14 protein-coding genes and 1 tRNA gene are annotated in these 15150 nt (G+C 41.3%); 6 read left to right on the top strand and 9 right to left on the bottom strand.

Going from position 1 to position 15150, the window contains the following annotated elements; all coding sequences use genetic code 11:
* Positions 1–5 precede the first annotated feature (5 nt).
* Complete coding sequence (locus tag CLV59_RS12255; protein WP_111592314.1) at positions 6–1412, bottom strand: hypothetical protein; 1407 nt, start codon at positions 1410–1412, stop codon at positions 6–8.
* 660 nt (positions 1413–2072) lie between these two features.
* Between CLV59_RS12255 and rsgA the strand changes: the two genes are divergently transcribed.
* Entirely contained in the window at positions 2073–3134 is a 1062-nt protein-coding gene (rsgA, locus tag CLV59_RS12250) for a ribosome small subunit-dependent GTPase A (RefSeq protein WP_111592347.1), read from the top strand.
* A 162-nt stretch (positions 3135–3296) separates the two neighbouring features.
* Here rsgA and CLV59_RS12245 read toward each other — a convergent pair whose 3' ends face one another.
* A complete protein-coding gene (locus CLV59_RS12245) occupies positions 3297–4184 on the bottom strand; it encodes an alpha/beta fold hydrolase (RefSeq protein ID WP_111592313.1) in 888 nt (295 codons plus the stop codon).
* 229 nt (positions 4185–4413) lie between these two features.
* On the opposite strand from CLV59_RS12245, the gene CLV59_RS12240 reads away from it, so the two are divergent.
* Both CLV59_RS12240 and CLV59_RS12235 read left to right on the top strand, forming a co-directional pair.
* Positions 4414–5436 (top strand): sensor histidine kinase, encoded by a 1023-nt coding sequence (locus CLV59_RS12240; RefSeq protein WP_111592312.1) that lies wholly within the window; start codon positions 4414–4416, stop codon positions 5434–5436.
* Positions 5433–6140: a LytR/AlgR family response regulator transcription factor gene (locus tag CLV59_RS12235; RefSeq protein ID WP_111592311.1), complete on the top strand. Its 708-nt coding sequence runs from the start codon at positions 5433–5435 to the stop codon at positions 6138–6140. Before CLV59_RS12240 ends, CLV59_RS12235 begins: the two co-directional genes overlap by 4 nt.
* Positions 6141–6212: 72 nt before the next feature.
* On the opposite strand, the gene CLV59_RS12230 is transcribed toward CLV59_RS12235, so the two are convergent.
* On the bottom strand, positions 6213–7553 hold the full coding sequence (locus tag CLV59_RS12230; RefSeq protein ID WP_111592310.1) for an SMI1/KNR4 family protein: 1341 nt from the start codon (positions 7551–7553) through the stop codon (positions 6213–6215).
* Between the two features lie 387 nt (positions 7554–7940).
* Here CLV59_RS12230 and CLV59_RS12225 point away from each other — a divergent pair, with 387 nt between their 5' ends.
* Positions 7941–8345: a 5-fold beta-flower protein gene (locus tag CLV59_RS12225; protein ID WP_111592309.1), complete on the top strand. Its 405-nt coding sequence runs from the start codon at positions 7941–7943 to the stop codon at positions 8343–8345.
* A 57-nt stretch (positions 8346–8402) separates the two neighbouring features.
* Here CLV59_RS12225 and CLV59_RS12220 read toward each other — a convergent pair whose 3' ends face one another.
* The 6 genes from CLV59_RS12220 to CLV59_RS12195 all read right to left on the bottom strand — a co-directional run bounded on the left by CLV59_RS12220 (position 8403) and on the right by CLV59_RS12195 (position 13983).
* A complete protein-coding gene (locus CLV59_RS12220; protein ID WP_111592308.1) occupies positions 8403–8903 on the bottom strand; it encodes a DinB family protein in 501 nt (166 codons plus the stop codon).
* A gap of 151 nt (positions 8904–9054) precedes the next feature.
* Positions 9055–10281, bottom strand: a complete 1227-nt coding sequence (locus tag CLV59_RS12215; protein WP_111592307.1) for an MFS transporter — start codon at positions 10279–10281, stop codon at positions 9055–9057.
* A gap of 151 nt (positions 10282–10432) precedes the next feature.
* Positions 10433–10849, bottom strand: a complete 417-nt coding sequence (locus CLV59_RS12210) for a YciI family protein (protein WP_111592306.1) — start codon at positions 10847–10849, stop codon at positions 10433–10435.
* Between the two features lie 121 nt (positions 10850–10970).
* Positions 10971–11333 (bottom strand): four-helix bundle copper-binding protein, encoded by a 363-nt coding sequence (locus tag CLV59_RS12205; RefSeq protein ID WP_245950858.1) that lies wholly within the window; start codon positions 11331–11333, stop codon positions 10971–10973.
* A 218-nt stretch (positions 11334–11551) separates the two neighbouring features.
* A complete protein-coding gene (locus CLV59_RS12200) occupies positions 11552–12634 on the bottom strand; it encodes a glycosyltransferase family protein (protein ID WP_146616176.1) in 1083 nt (360 codons plus the stop codon).
* A gap of 242 nt (positions 12635–12876) precedes the next feature.
* Positions 12877–13983 carry a serine hydrolase domain-containing protein gene (locus CLV59_RS12195; RefSeq protein ID WP_111592304.1) on the bottom strand — a complete coding sequence of 369 codons (1107 nt, stop codon included), beginning with the start codon at positions 13981–13983 and terminating at the stop codon, positions 12877–12879.
* Between the two features lie 241 nt (positions 13984–14224).
* Between CLV59_RS12195 and CLV59_RS12190 the strand changes: the two genes are divergently transcribed.
* Together CLV59_RS12190 and CLV59_RS12185 are read left to right on the top strand one after the other, a co-directional pair.
* Positions 14225–14764, top strand: coding sequence for a prolyl-tRNA synthetase associated domain-containing protein (locus tag CLV59_RS12190; RefSeq protein ID WP_111592303.1), 540 nt, complete (start codon positions 14225–14227; stop codon positions 14762–14764).
* A gap of 102 nt (positions 14765–14866) precedes the next feature.
* A tRNA-Leu gene (locus CLV59_RS12185) sits at positions 14867–14950 on the top strand.
* The last annotated feature ends 200 nt before the right edge of the window (positions 14951–15150 follow it).

The raw sequence follows: 15150 nt of genomic DNA, 5'->3' as shown, positions 1-15150 counted from the left end.
ATTAGTTAAGAATTGGATGGAGCAATAGTAGATGCATACCTGTAGATATAGAAAGTGCCGGATGTAATAAAGCATCCCTCAGGAACGGCATCAAATATGTCGGCGCCAGTTTGGTGCATGCCCGTTCTTACAATTTGTTCTCCAGATTTAACAAAGGAAAGCGATTGTGTTTCTTTCGACCGAACATCAATGTCAATATCACCCATGAATTCAAATAATTCCTTGGCAACCTTTGTTTTAGTGTTCAGCACTTGCAAATTGTTTTTATTCGATGGATCAGAAAGACACAAATAAATTACGTCCTTTTGATTTTTATGAATGACAAATCCCGGATCTATAACAGCATCTGAAGGTGCGGCAGGCGTCTGACATTTAAGAATAGTTGTACCAGAGATTGTATAGGAATTGCTGGGATTATATTTCTTCAGCATTCTGCCAAAGGTGATATCCTCATTTGAAGCGATGAAATAGGGACTAAAACTTAACTCATCTGCAATCTGTGCAAAATTCCACAGCATTCCCTGTTGTATAAAAGTTGGTTTATCCACGGCCAGGTTTGTGAATTCGTCTTCTATGCTTTTTCCCTGGGCCTTACTCCCCATCGTGGTAAAAAACTGTTGCGCACAAAGATTATTCGCCACCCAAAATCCGACACCAGCATTTTGATTTCGGTTTTCACAAGTACTAAATCCGGGAAATCCTTTTATATGACAAAGATTATCATCCAGCATCCAGATTTTTTTATGTGAAGGGCTACCGGGCAACTTAAAGAAGTCTTTGAAGAACTGAAAGACTGCGTATCTGCTCATACCAAATCCAAGGCATACATCATAATCTTTATCAGCTTGCAGATTGTCTCTTTGTGTATTCCACCCGATTACAGTAATGCCAAATCCAGCAAGTTCATTGGCGTACCATTCGTATTCTGTCTGATGAACAAATATGTAAAAGTTTCTTTTCGCACTTTCACCAGTATATCTTTTAGGAAAATAAAAGGGTACGGGGCCATTTATAAAAATCAATTCATCAGTTACTATACCTGTGTATTTCCCGCCTAACGCGTCAATAGCATTCTGGCCATTCTGCAATGCTATTTTTATCCAATCTGCGCGGCCGGACGACATTACAATAATTGGAGGAGCTTTACTTTTCTCATTAGCGATGATTTCTTCGTCCGTAATTCCTGCAAAGTACAGCTCATTCAGGTTGACCCGGCTCTTAAAGGTATCCATACGTTTCTGCATGTGTGCCTTGATATTCGCCAGATTCATTGGTACATTAGGATCAATTAACAATGGCATATATTTATTGGGGCCTTTGTTATACTTATCAGCCAGGTCGGCATCAATATTAATATATGAATTTGCACTATTAAGATACGAGCCATTAAATTTGGCATTTAAATCAGCCATCTTAGCAATATTTTTAAGACTGAAACAAATAACAAACCGAACAGGTACTACCTGAGTCAATAATCAGCCCATTTCATACCAGTAAGGAATGGAGTAAATACAACGAGTACACTATAACGACAATACTTCTTTAGGAAATGGTTATAATAATTTGGTGGTTAAATATTTAAAATAGTTAGGTATCTATCTGTATATACGCAAAATTATCAAGTTCGGTAAAAGAACAACACTATTTTAAAATAGTTCAATAGCATTTCAGAAAAACGGAGACTTTTTTCTTTTTTTGAAAAAAGAGGGAAAAGTCAATGTAAATATCCCATATATTCCATCAGGCTCAAAAGGCGCGGCACAATCACGTAAAAATACGTGGCTCATAGGAGGCTCGTATCCGCAGAAAAGAACTGAAAATTAATAAGATACGGTCCCAGTTCTGGGTACCTTTCTTTTTTCGGGTAAAGCTTATCAATATTTCCCTACCTTTGTAGTCTATGACACGCCAATCAACATATCATCTCTTGCCGATCATTGTTGCCTAACGCAGGCCCACAAAGCGTTTCCGCTTTAATATTCTCCGGCTACCTGCGTTGAATGTATTCAATAAATTTATTGGAACTGACTTGCTATGCCTATTCGCATATGCAAGACAACATTTGTTATACCATGCCTACACTACAGTTGTACGGTTGGAATGAGCATTTTATGCATCATTTCGAAACAAATATATCTCAGCACCTCGAACCTGCGAGAGTTCTGTCTATACAAGGATTTAAACATCTTCTGATCACTGAAACGGGCGCCCTGGAAGGGCAGCTTTCAGGAGCACTTATCAACAGCCGTGAACCTGAAGCCTATCCCAAAACAGGTGACTGGGTACTGGTGAAACGTTATGAGGAGGAATGTATCATCATCGATACGTTGCCGCGCATCAACGAGCTTAGTCGCAAAGCCCCGGGTACGCAAAGCACGCGCCAGGTACTTGCTGCGAACATCGACACCGCACTTATCGTGCAGGGGCTCGATCATAATTACAATCTTATGCGTTTGCAACGTTACCTTCAACAGGTTATACAATGCAATATTCAGCCTGTTGTTATTCTCAATAAGTCCGATCTCGTACCCGATCCGGAAACTTACCGGCAAGCGGTGATGGAACTGGGATATAATTGTCCGGTGGTACTCACCAGCGCGCTGGATCAGGCGCAGCAGGCAGCATGGACGAGCCAATATCTTCTACCCCGGCACACTTATATTTTGCTGGGATCATCAGGCGTAGGCAAAAGTACAATGCTTAACAGTCTGTTAGGTTACAAGCTGCAGGAAGAAGGAGCTACCAGCACTGCCAACAACAAGGGAAAACATACCACCACCGCCAGGCACCTCGTACTGCTTCCTAATGGCAGCATGATCATCGATACACCGGGAATGCGCGAGTTTGGCCTTACAGGAGAGAACGAAAGCGCAGGCATATATCACCCACTCATAGATGAGCTGGCGCCAAAATGCCGGTTTGCCGATTGCACCCATCAACATGAGCCAGGGTGCGCCATCGTAGCAGCTGTACAAAACGGTACATTGCCTGAAACGGTATACCGCAGCTATCTGAAACTATTACGTGAGCAAGACCATTTCCTAACAAGTAAAGCGGATAAGCGGCGAAATGAAAAGCATTTCACTAAAATGGCCAGGCAGATATTCAAGCACCGAAAAGACAGCAAGTACTGATACCTTCAATAAAGAAAACAAAGCGCAACTTTGAAGGACATAAACACAAAAAGAAACCGTAGCTGTTAGCTGCGGTTTCTTTTTGCGTTTATACGAAAGCGTATTTTTAATCTTTAAACCCTTTATCAGTTATTGTTGGACTGATCACGTACCCAATTATGTTTACTTGAGGAATGCATCCAGTTGTTCAAAGAACCATCCTGGCTGATCCATCATAATGAAATGTTTGGCTACATCATTGATTGCAATTACTGTTTGTGGCGCCTTTTGATACTGGGATTTATAGTTTTCCAGTACACTGTTGCGGGTACTGCCATAATCCTTATAAGCAGACCAATCCCCCAGTGCAAGAATAGGACAGGTAATAGTATTCAATTGTTGACGTAAGTCGGTGGTATACAGTTCGTACATTACCTCTCCTTGCGTGTAAGAATCGCAGAGCGCTGCCATCTCCATCACTTTACGAATATTGGCGGTATCAGAGATCATACTACTTAGCATGTAGCGTTGCGCATTTCGAATTTGGTCGCTGCTGAGAGACGACATTCTTTCCTTCATCTGTAATGCCATTGGGCGAGCGCTATCGGCGGTAGCATTTGTTCCCAGCATGAATGCAGGCAGGAACGGACCTGTGCTTACACATACCAGTTTTCCTGGAAGCTCCGGATACATGATACCAAACTGCATAGCCAGCCATCCACCCAAACTATGACCTATGATAACAGGCTTTTCCAGCTTGTTATCCCGAATAAAGCCAGCCAATTCGTGTGCGATAGATTTGAGAATGGTATCCGATTTCAAAGGAGGCTGACCTGCAAATCCAGGTAGGGTAAGCTCATAGCAGGTATATTTATTCTTATAATGCGCAACAGTTTCATCCCATACGGCTCCTGAACAGTATAAGCCATGAATCAGGATAATTGGTTTACCATGCCCTTCCTTTTTTACTGCAAAAGAATAGTTCCTGGCTGCAAAAGAATGGCTAAATCCCATTCCCAGCAACAGGAAAGCCAGGATGAATGTGCGGACAGCGGAAATAAGATGTTTCATATTACAGGATTAATTTTTAGTGATTGATTGCACAAAGAAAGACCAGGTACCGGCATCCAGCAATTCGTATTGACAAAACAGAGAAAGTTCAGGATGAAATGCAGGAAAAGCTACTGTTTGCGTCTATTGGACCTACTTTATCATCAGAAAATGTATTTAGTCAATTGTAAGGTCGCTTTCGTCAATTATAATTGCTATTTTGTTATACCCAGAATACCTTGTACCAGTTATGCGCTTTTTTACCAAATACAAAGGAATACACATATTGTTCTGGACTGCAGATTTGCTGTTCTGGTCCTACGCCAGTCATAAGACGTACCATGCACCGATACTTGGAGCCCTACTGAACACTGCAGTATGGTTATTTTTCCAGGCACTGCTGGTATATCCCATTATTTACTGGCTTCTACCCAAGTATTTCTACCAGAAAAAATATTTCAGGTTTAGCGGGGCATCCGTGGGACTACTAGTGCTTACTGCACTTGTCATTACCTGGGCGGAGTCTGTTCTTATCACCACGCAAAGCCCCAAAGCCAGTAATACTATTGACTGGCTCAATTTCTTCCTTTATATAGCAATGACTAATTTCTACACCTGCTTTGTATTTATTGCGGCCAAGGTTATAAAAGATAAGCTGGCCACAGATCGCCACCACCGCGCGGTAGAGAAGGAACGTACAGAAAGTGAATTGCGATTCCTGAAATCGCAGATGAATCCTCATTTTCTATTTAATGCGATCAATAGCATTTATGTATTAATAAAGAAAGATCAGGATATGGCGGCCAATACCCTGGCAACCTTTGCAGACATGCTTCGTTATCAGCTATATGAATGCAACACGCCTGCTATTCCTATAGAGCGGGAAATTGATTATCTGAACAATTATGTACAATTAGAAAAACTACGCAAAGGCAAATCACTGCAGCTGGATTATCAGGTAGGAGAAGAAGTCAGGAATTTTGATATTGCTCCACTCCTCCTCATTCCCTTTGTAGAGAATGCATTTAAATATGTATCCGCCAATACCAACAAGGAAAACAAGATACTGCTACACCTGAATTATAAAAATAATAACTTCACACTACAAGTGGAAAACACGACAGAGCCGCTGCTGCAGCCTACAACAGCCGGAGGCATAGGTCTTGAAAATGTAAAACGTCAGCTGGAGCTTATTTATAAAGGAAATTATCAGTTAAACATCACCCCGGGTACTACAGATTATAAAGTAATGCTCACCATTGATATAGTATGAACATAAAATGCATTATTGTTGACGATGAACCACTGGCCCGGGAGGGGCTCGAATTGTTGATACAGGACACTGGTTTTCTGAGGCTGAGCGCACACTGCAGCAATGCCATGGAGGCCAGTCAGGTATTGGCCCGGGAGAAAATTGACCTGATGTTCCTCGATATAGAGATGCCGAAAATCCGGGGTATTGATTTCCTACGTGGACTCACTTCAAAACCACTGGTCATCATCACTACAGCTTATCCCAACTTTGCGTTGGAAGGTTTTGAACTGAATGTGCTGGACTATCTGGTGAAACCCATTACCCCCGAACGCTTTCTGCGCGCAGTGAATCGCGCCCAGGAGTTTCTACAGTCGAAACAAGCTACCAGTACCGAGCGGGAAGAATTCTTCTTTGTCAAGTGTAATAATAGTTATGAGAAAATAGCTTATCAGGATATCCTTTTTATAGAAGGTAGTCAGAACTATGTAACCATCTATACACAACAGAAAAAAATACTGACACTTACCACTATGAAATCTGTTGAAGAACAACTGCCATCCGGAAAATTCCTGCGTATACAAAAGTCATTTATAGTGGCAGTCAATAAGATTCAGTCACTTTCTGGGAATGAAATTACGATTGGTACTCATAAGATTCCAGTGAGCAAGAATTATAAGGAAGAGTTGATGCAACTGATAGATAAGCATCTGATAAAAAAGTAAATATATAAGCCGACTCAAACATAATTGGGCCGGCATGTTCACTTAGTACTACATAAATCATTGCCAACACTATTAGAAATTCATGTTCTTAATTTTTGACAAAGTAAGACCATGTTCTTTTAGTCGCCATTCCAGATTAGTCAGTACATGATTCGGTTCCTGCGGAACGCGGTCTGCTATCTTCTTATAATGCGGCAATAAACGTTTATCTTTCACATCTTGCAAGGCCTGCAAGGTTGTGTGAACAACCTGGCTGGAACTATCATTCAACCCATTAATAAAAGCCGAAATATAGGTCGCCTTGTTCTGCAACTTTCCCAGAGTATAAAACGCGGAGCGGCGGATTTCCAGATCATCATTAAGTGTCATAGGAACAATCAGTGGACCATAATCAATATTCGTTTCATCGAGCAGGTAGGTGGCAAACCGGAATGTTTCTCTATCAGTGATAAGATGGATATGCTGCGTTATGTGTTCCAACCATTCTTCGCTTTTCTCTCTGGCATACCAGCATACAAACTGATACACATGTAATAGATTACCGTAAGTGGCCAGATAAGGCTTAGCCACCTCGTAACTAAATTTGGTCAGGATTTGCAGCCATTCCTTTTTATAGTTTTCTGTCGCCAATTGATATTCATTTTCGAAGATCTTAAGATGAGCGGTATCTATGTAAACTTTGCTCAATATCCCAGCCAGACAATCCGATTTAATAGCCTCGTCTACTGCACTGCGGTTTTTCTCCAGCAATGTTTGCACATCATCTCCCATCGTATATCCAAACCATCCCTTTCGATCATCTAACAGCTCTCCGGAAATGACTTCATTCAGCCAACGTTCATACCAGTCCAGAAAATTATCTTCAAAGGTAAATTTAGGTTTCTGACGGTCCTGGTCAAGGTACACTACTTTCCCTGCATGCGGGCCGTTCAGGACCAATCCGTGGATATAGGAGCATCCCTGAGTTCCTATTGGCATTATGCCTGCGAACATATTACCCATGGCGACATCGAAGTCTTCATCGGAGATGTTATCATCATCGATCAATTTAGTAAGCTCCGTCCAGTATTCATCTGTCAGATAAGGAAATATTTTTACAGGATGACTTAAATACATCGGTTCGCAGAGCTCATCCAGACTTTCTCCCAGCGGATATATGCCGTAGAAAGGGCCAGCGGCTGATTGGAGATGGGAAGTTCCTCCATTTCCAATCTGGCACAGGAAAGCTTTATAACAGGCCGGTAAAGTGATATGGTGCTCATCTTCAAACTGGCGAACAACAGATTCGGCTATCGGCTTATTAATATGATATTTATGTGAGGTAGCTCCAAAAACCTTTCGAGCGCTATCTTTTTTATCAGCAATTTTCAGCTTCTTTTTGATTCTTTCAATCTGTTCTCCAAACGGCTGCATATGAATTTGTTTGCGATTAAAAATCCGGATGTAAGTTAAATATATCTGGTTTAGAGAAAAACTATTGTTGACTTTCTTTCCTGAAGATTCCATACCGTACTATTGGTCGTTTAGTTGTAGTAGAATTTGTACTGAAAAAGTAATAAAAACCTACTTAAAACAAATGTTACCGGTGTCAAAAACTGTAATACCTATCTAACGAATAAGCTACAAGACTAATTGACAACCTTTATGCTAAAATTCACATTCATGACAATAAAAGCCTTTGTCTTCAATAGTTTCAACCATTTTTTAATTAATTTATAGGGAGACCATTGCATTTTATTTAGCAGTTGTCTCTCTAAAATAAACTAAATTCATCTACACCACAATCCCAATACCAATACTATGAAGAAGATCCTTTTTTCCATCAGTATGTTACTTTGCTGCGGATTCGTACATGCGCAGACGATCAAAACCACCACTGGCAATACCCGTTTTTCAGTGAGTAGCGATGGCGTAATCAGAAATGGGCTTACGAATACGGTAGGTTACATTAAAAGCGATGGTACCATTGAAAATGCCAATTATCAAGTTATTGGATTTGTAAGATCTGATCGTATTGAGGATCGTAATAATTCTACGATTGGTTATGTCAAAAAAGATGGTACCATTGAAGACAGGAATTATAGCGTTATTGGCTATATCAAGAATGATGGTACAGTACAGGACAGAAACCATAGCAATATTGGATCTGCATCTGGGATTAAAAAAGAATGGGCCGCATTAATCTGTTTCTTTTTCGAGTTTTAAGTATAAATAGAACAAGGACGCCTTCTGGACGTCCTTGTTCTATAGAGAGCTCCACTCCTATTTCTTAAAATAAGAGTGAATATTCTTCAACTGATGGATATGTCTGGTGGTATGTACTACAAAGAAGCCAATCAGTTCATATCTGGTGAGATAACCGATGCCCGGAATTTCAAAATCCACACAGGTAGCAGAGAGGTCAAGGGTTTGCGCCGCCTCCTTCAATTGCTGCCATCTGCTGCTCACATCAGCAAGTAGCTCTTCTTTCGTGTGAATTTTATCTGAAGGAAGGATAAAATCCGGCGACTTCATCTTAATATCATAATTCAGGAATACCTGACGGATACCTTGTAGTTTATCTTCCTGCTGTGTTCTATTCTCCACAGTACCGTACAGCATACCGGGAGACACTGATTTCTCAATGTGTTCCGCTACCTGGGCTGCCGTCCAGCTACCTTCGAAGGGAACGGTGTTCAACTGTTCCGTAGTGAAAGAGGAAATAATGTCCTGTAGTTGCGTATTAACCTGGTCGATTGAATGTATCAATTCAGCGGTTTCCATTTTTATGAGATTTAGTCTGATACAAACTTAGCAACCTTTCTGCAACAAAAAAGGGTGCACAAACGCCAAATAAAGGGAGAATTGCGACACCGTTAAATTATCAAAGTCAGCTGTAGCAACAATAACATTGAAGACTATACGTATTTAGCTATCAGAAAATCATTAAGTAGCCCAAAACTATCGCCAGCTTCATTATAATGTTATACAGCGCCACAGCCTCACTCACCTGCCGGCCATGTAATTTGGAAAAGGTAAGGGTAGTCAATGAAAAAGACAGCAAGGCTATTGCCATGGTAGCAGACATCACTAGCCAGAATACTTCTGCATAGCATCTCAGGATCGATAACAAAATAGTCATACCAAACAGCAGAAAACCAGTTCCAATCAAGTATTTCATGGATTCCATTTTCCTAATGGTCAATGCAATTGTAAATATCATTACAATCGTAAGCGGAACTACAGGCCATAGTGGCATTTCTCCGCTCATTTTACTAAGTCTGGAAGAGGATAAGATGTATTCAGCAATGATAATTACTCCAATGATGGTAATAAATCCCAATCCTAGTCCTATCGCTACATTTTTATTCTTCAGTAATGCTACTTTACCTTGTCGTGAGGCGGTCCGGAAATGTCGCCAGATAAATAAGGTCCAACTTATTATGCCCACTATGCATAATGATATCCGGAGCGGAGTAATTGCACCGTATGGCTCTGTATTTCCCTTTACTCCCAAATATAAAGCAGCGGCCCCTGTCATCAGGAGGAGATTAGCCATCCAATCTTCCTGTCGCTCATACTCTACATTTCTCGGGATTACCAGACCAGCCGTACCTAAAATGATACACCAGGGAATGTTGATAATGAAAATAATGGGCCAGGAATAATCGTCTGTAATGCTCCCTCCTATTGTCCGGGCAAATATTATTGATGAGAATGCCAATAATGCGAATAGCTGCGCGATTCCTCTTTTCTCAGTCGGCCAGCTTTCGATGAGCAAGGTATGTGACAAAATAATCATACTACCTCCTGCTATTCCCTGGAAAAACCGGAAAATTAAAAGCGCATTCATATGGGTAGCATTTGCACTGCAAAATGAAAATATTGCGAAAATTAGAAACGTTAACAAGAAGAGTTTCCGTTGGCCCAATAGTCCTGCAAGTCCGGTACAGAAGGGCATTATCACGAGACATCCAAGTGAATAAATGATTGAAATCCAATTCAGACTCCAGGTCGTCTGGGAAACGGTGTGCATGATTTCATTAAACGATGAGTCTGCGATGTATAAATTCATCACCGCCAATGCGAGGCTGAAAAAGGCTACCAATCTGATAATAAAGCGGCGAAAGCCAGGTTCGATCAAAGTCGTTGATTGATCCATAGATATTTAGGGTAAGGGATTCATGAATGAATTGAAGATAATAAAATGGAAGCTTCTTTCAAACTAGATCTTATTCGCTGGATATGTTTAATAAACGAAATCCCGGCGCCAATGGCAACCGGGATCAGTATTTTTATTGAATATCAATGAATCAATTAGCCATGTTCATCACTGGTCTAATTTCCACACTGCCATCGAATTCAAAAATGGGGCATTTCTTCGCTATTTCTCCGGCTTCTTCCATAGAGGCTGCCTTGATGATAATAAAGGAACTTATCAGTTCATTATTGGCCACATACGCCCCTTTCTGCGAAGTTTTGGCGGTACCTGTGATTGTTTCGCCTTCATTGGATGGCCTGTAGCCACTCACCAGTTTTCCACTTTTACCCAGGTTACCCATGTATTCCTGCCAGTGTTTAATGTTCTCTTTTACGGCATCTTGTGAGGGTGGTGCAAAGTTGGTTTTAAATCGAAAAATCAACAGAAACTGCTTGTCGGTAGCATTTTGGCCGAAAGACATCAATGTGGAAAGACAGATAAATGCTGCCAGAAAAATACTCCTTCTCATGTTACGTTATTAATTTTTTTTGGTTGAAGGCGACAAGATAAATTTTTATTGCATGTACACCAAAAAGAAAAAGACCTCACCATGTTGCAAAGTCTTTTCATTTTCCATTCATGTAAAAATGTTACAAAGCATGTACTACCATCTTCGCACACATTTCCGCACATTTGCGACAGGCTTCAGCACAGGCAAGACAATGTTCCATATCTCCATGCCTGATACATTCCTCTTCACAACGCTTACACGCGTCTTCACATAACTGGCAAATCTGGTCAGATAATTCACCATCCAAACTCATTACTTGTGCAGTCGCCGTGCAGATTGCAGCACATTCTAAAGTCAGTTTGATACAGCGGGTCATGACTTCCACGTTTTTTTCCTTTAAGCAGGAAACAGCGCAATAGTTACAGGCAGCTGCGCATGCATTGCATGCATCAATGCATTCTTTGAAATGCCGATGAGTGAAAATATGTTGTTCCGCCATCATAAAATATATTTTTAAGGTGGTAAACAAATATCGTCGAAAATACTGTACCATACCGATTCTCAGCGGGTACAGCGTTATCGCATGTCTTTGATTATGATACTGTTGCTAAAAAATAATGACCATGCAGAAAGTATGGCAGAGGGGAAGAGTATCCACGAATTGGGGCAAGAAAAAAGTGTAGTAACTGTTTTTCCCAATTACTACACTTTCCCTGTTTATCAGTTATCTGCCGTTTCCAACAGATCTATATAGCGCTTACATTGTACATCGAAACTTAATTTGGACCAGTTACGCAGCCCATCTTTTTTCTCTTTTAAAACGGAAGGGGTTGCAACCACGTCATTTAATGTTTTCACCAGCGCATCTGCAGGATACAGAATAGCATGTTCCCTGAAATCCTCCCAGGCTTCAAAATGTTGTTCCATCATCAGCGGCAGCTTATACGCGAAGGCAAGATTATAAGCGCCAGAGATGCGGGTTTTAATAAACTCATCAAAACGAGATAATACCGGATGCAGTAATGGCAAAATAATATCCGATTGTTTTACATAGGAATGAAACACATCATTGGATATTTTTTGTTCACCAAAGGTAATGACCTGATCCTTTTGCGGCAGCGCTTTAATGGCAGCAGCAAGTGGTGAATCTGCTTTCAGCGATCCCAGCAGGATCACTTTTACATTTGGAGCGAGGCCTTGCTGAGCGATTTGATCAATCAGACCTGGGATATCGCGGCGTGCAGGGTCTATTTCTCCTGGAATGCATACCCAGAATTCCTGATCGGATTTAGGCAGCGGTACATGTTCCATTTCAGGAAAGAATGCTGCATAAAAGCTGCGAATAGTTAATTTATCGGACGCATTCAAATGCGGCAACATACCATCATTCAGTACGAAGAATTTTTTCACTTTCCGGGCAATAAATCTGCGAACAGTAGAGCCGGTGCTTAACTTCCTGCCATTATGTAACAACCCGGTAAACTGTACTCCCGGGAATGGGAACATCAGCAGGTTGCGTACAATTTTGAGTTCGGTGGTGTTGAAGATCACATTTTCTATACGACCTTGACGGATATATTGCCAAACCTCGCGTAACAGTTTGTATTGCTGATATCCTTTTACATCTGTATCCACCAACATATGACCAGTAATGTGCTGATGAACATCACTGAGGAAAGGCCACAAATGACGGTTACAAATAACATGTATTTCGTAACCACGTTCCCGCAAAAAGAATATTTGTGCAAAAAGACATTCTGTATGCGATCCCCCCAATTCAACTAAAGCCGCTTTCTTTGACATATGTGAATTCAATTGTAAAATAAGTTGTAGGTAAAGTGTTGGCTATTTCCAGATTACGTAAATAGGTCGTTTTAACATTTATGAGTCGCAAAGGTAAAATACTTGCAATAATACCCGGGTCATAATTTCATGCCAAATTACAAAACTTTACACAGTTTTAACTTTTTTATTATACATTCTCTACTAAAAACAGGAAGGTTGTAAAGTTTGAATTACAACCATTCCTGTTGTGTTGGGGTTTGTTAGTTATTGATAGCAGTCAGTACTTTGTTGACCAGCACCTCATTAGCCGGATCGGTTTCATCATTGTAGTATCCTGCCGTCATCACTATTTCCAGGTCCATTGCGGGGATCATGCAGATCATCTGACCGCCGTTGCCTTCTGCCTGTGTCATATTTACTTGTTGACCAGCAATTTGCGGTTTGGAGCACCAGAACTGGAAACCATATCCCAGTCCTGTTTCATCTGTGTTGATAGTCCACTGAGTGGCTGCTGTAATCCAGGAAGTGGGTAATAGTTGTAGTCCTTGCCACTGGCCTTGTTGCAGGTACAGCTGGCCGATCTTTACCATATCGATCGGGCGCATGCGGAGTCCGGAGGGAACCCATGCAATCCCATCTGCGCGCGTGGTCCAGAAGAAGGTGCTGATTCCCAGCGGTTGAAAGAGATAGCGATTGGCAAATTCCTTGATATTCATGCCGGTACTGTGTTCGATGATTTGTCCGAGTAAATGGGTGTTACCACCGCTATAATTGAACACAGCGCCAGGCTTGGCGATGCTATTGCGTTGCAGTACAAACCCAGTAGGGTCCTGCGTTTCCAGCATTTGGCGTTCGCTGTTAGCGGGATCGGCGTAAGATACGCGCTCGTTCCAATCGAGTCCCGAGCTTTGGGTAAGTAAATGCCGAATAGTTATATTGGCTTTATCACCGGTGGCAAATTGTTTATAAGCGGGGAAATAGTCGAATATTTTATCATCCAGACTTTTAATTTTCCCCTGGGAGATAGCCAGTCCTATGCAAGTGGATACGATGCTTTTAGTGACGCTTCTGCAGTCATGCAAACTATCCCGCGTATGGGGGATTTTGCCCACCGGATTGGGGAATACGGCGTCATCGCCGGCGAAATAGTGTTCATAAATGAGTTTGTTTTTTCGAAGGATAATAAGACTGTGGATATTATACTTTCCACCGTTGATGTCTTCTTCCAGTTGCAGGATTTTAGCTTTATCGATATGGGCATCTTCGAAAGAGCCGGTTTCCTGACCAGGTTTTTCAGGCATTGGATGATCGTTTTTGCGGCAGGAGCAGCAAACGATTACCAGCAGCAAGGTTACAATGGTTCTCATGATGAGTAGATTTTAAATGGTGAAGAGGGAATTCCCATAAAATACATGCATGCAGGAAAACGACGGATCAATAAAATGCTACCCCTACTGGAAAATAAAACTTAACATAGCTGAGGGAAGACCTGGATGGATATATGATTTCCTGAAACCATTATATGTACCTATCTTGTTGTGATCATGAAAGAATTACAGGGAGACACGTGTCTCCCTAAACCAATATCAGTTGCACAAAAAATCAGTCATGTCATTTATAAGCGAGGTAAAAAATACAGCGCCGGTTACGTTTAAAACCGTTTTGCAGGAAAAAGTATATCAGACATTATCCGCTGCGCAAGTACCATTTGAGCGGGTGGATTGTGCAGAAGCGATTACGATGGAGGATTGTCTCCGTATTGATCAGCAGTTGAATATGAAGACCGTAAAAACTCTTTTCCTGTGCAATCGTCAGCAGACGAATTTTTATTTATTTATTACTACGGCTGATAAGCCTTTCATTACAAAGGATCTGAGCAGTGCATTAAATATTTCGCGGGTATCATTTGCGCCCGTAGAACTACTGGATCGGATGCTGGGAACTTCTGTCGGTGCAGCTACTGTTTTTGGTGTGATACTGGATACGGAAAATAAGGTCAGTGTAATTATAGATCAGGATATCCTGTCGGAAGAGTGGTATGGTTGCAGCGATGGAACCACTACGAGCTATATGAAAATCAGCACTGACTGGGTTATTCATGATTTCCTGATCAATGCCGGACATCCGCCAAAGATCATTCAGATCTAGTTTTTCGTATAGTACACACAGTTATTTTAAACTTTTTTGAAAATTTATTTTGAAATATCAAACGACTGCTTATCTTTGCAGCCCTGAAACACAAAATCAGTTGCCCAGATGGCGAAATTGGTAGACGCACTGTGTTCAGGTCGCAGCGCTCGCAAGGGTGTGCTGGTTCGAATCCAGTTCTGGGCACTAAAGTGGAAAGGTCGGAGTTATCTCCGACCTTTTCGTTTTTAAGTACTTCCAAATCCTTTACTGGCAAGGCTATTAGCTCCAGTATAGGGTTAGGCTCCATGGTTCGATAATCGTTTTTATCAAAAATGAGTTTTGAAGGGAATATCGAACCAATGATCTTTTGTTTGGCATCTAAATCTCCGTTCTCATAGTGCCAG

This window comes from Chitinophaga dinghuensis, assembly GCF_003259435.1.
In the GTDB taxonomy this organism is placed as follows: Bacteria; Bacteroidota; Bacteroidia; order Chitinophagales; family Chitinophagaceae; genus Chitinophaga; species Chitinophaga dinghuensis.
This window is presented reverse-complemented; position numbering and strand designations above follow the sequence as displayed.

What these genes read in the sequence shown, in the direction of transcription:
- CLV59_RS12240 (WP_111592312.1), top strand. Translation starts at nt 4,414, where the DNA reads ATGCGCTTTTTTACCAAATACAAAGGAATACACATATTGTTCTGGACT.
- CLV59_RS12215 (WP_111592307.1), bottom strand. Translation starts at nt 10,281, where the DNA reads ATGGATCAATCAACGACTTTGATCGAACCTGGCTTTCGCCGCTTTATT.
- CLV59_RS12255 (WP_111592314.1), bottom strand. Translation starts at nt 1,412, where the DNA reads ATGGCTGATTTAAATGCCAAATTTAATGGCTCGTATCTTAATAGTGCA.
- CLV59_RS12190 (WP_111592303.1), top strand. Translation starts at nt 14,225, where the DNA reads ATGTCATTTATAAGCGAGGTAAAAAATACAGCGCCGGTTACGTTTAAA.
- CLV59_RS12230 (WP_111592310.1), bottom strand. Translation starts at nt 7,553, where the DNA reads ATGCAGCCGTTTGGAGAACAGATTGAAAGAATCAAAAAGAAGCTGAAA.
- CLV59_RS12235 (WP_111592311.1), top strand. Translation starts at nt 5,433, where the DNA reads ATGAACATAAAATGCATTATTGTTGACGATGAACCACTGGCCCGGGAG.
- CLV59_RS12205 (WP_245950858.1), bottom strand. Translation starts at nt 11,333, where the DNA reads ATGATGGCGGAACAACATATTTTCACTCATCGGCATTTCAAAGAATGC.
- CLV59_RS12210 (WP_111592306.1), bottom strand. Translation starts at nt 10,849, where the DNA reads ATGAGAAGGAGTATTTTTCTGGCAGCATTTATCTGTCTTTCCACATTG.
- CLV59_RS12195 (WP_111592304.1), bottom strand. Translation starts at nt 13,983, where the DNA reads ATGAGAACCATTGTAACCTTGCTGCTGGTAATCGTTTGCTGCTCCTGC.
- CLV59_RS12225 (WP_111592309.1), top strand. Translation starts at nt 7,941, where the DNA reads ATGAAGAAGATCCTTTTTTCCATCAGTATGTTACTTTGCTGCGGATTC.
- CLV59_RS12200 (WP_146616176.1), bottom strand. Translation starts at nt 12,634, where the DNA reads ATGTCAAAGAAAGCGGCTTTAGTTGAATTGGGGGGATCGCATACAGAA.
- CLV59_RS12220 (WP_111592308.1), bottom strand. Translation starts at nt 8,903, where the DNA reads ATGGAAACCGCTGAATTGATACATTCAATCGACCAGGTTAATACGCAA.
- rsgA (WP_111592347.1), top strand. Translation starts at nt 2,073, where the DNA reads ATGCCTACACTACAGTTGTACGGTTGGAATGAGCATTTTATGCATCAT.
- CLV59_RS12245 (WP_111592313.1), bottom strand. Translation starts at nt 4,184, where the DNA reads ATGAAACATCTTATTTCCGCTGTCCGCACATTCATCCTGGCTTTCCTG.